The organism is Bradyrhizobium sp. 33ap4 (genome assembly GCF_032654765.1).
GTDB lineage: Bacteria > Pseudomonadota > Alphaproteobacteria > Rhizobiales > Xanthobacteraceae > Bradyrhizobium > Bradyrhizobium australafricanum.
Genome location: NZ_JAUMTJ010000287.1, coordinates 1 through 534, shown reverse-complemented (window position 1 = coordinate 534; position 534 = coordinate 1). Strand labels below are relative to the sequence as shown.

Below are 534 nucleotides of genomic sequence, written 5' to 3'. Positions count from 1 at the left end.
GTCTCGAGAGCAACTCCTAGCCTTCTCAGGTGTTCATCAAAATCTGGAGCGAAGACCACGACGTCGTCGAGGTAAACGAGGCAAGTTTGCCACTTGGGACCTGCGAGAACAGTGTCTATCACACGCTGGAAAGTCGCTGGTGGCGTACACAGTCCGGAAGGCATGACTTTAAATTCGTACAGTCCGTAGGGAGTAATAAAGGCCGTTTTTTCGCGGTCCCGTTCGTCGACCTCGATTTGCCAATGTCCACTCTTCAAATCCATGGATGACAAGTACCTGGAGCGACGTAGTCTATCGAGAGTGTCGTCTATTCGTGGCAGAGGACAAACACCTTTCTTTGTGACGCTGTTCAGTTTCCGATAGTCTACGCAGAACCGTAAGGTACCGTCCTTTTTCTTAACCAAGACTACAGGCGACGACCATGGGCTGCAGGACGGTTGGATTACATCACCGTCAAGCATATCCTGCACTTGACGTTGGATGGTGTCCCGTTCTTTTTGGGACACTCGGTACGGCATCTGTTTAATCGGACGG

Annotated in this window: 1 protein-coding gene; it reads right to left on the bottom strand. The window is 50.9% G+C overall.

Annotated features, from left to right (window positions below):
* The coding region (locus tag Q2M23_RS43895) for a reverse transcriptase family protein (protein WP_316399578.1) at nt 1-461 on the bottom strand (461 nt) is incomplete at its 3' end.
* Nucleotides 462-534 lie beyond the last annotated feature (73 nt).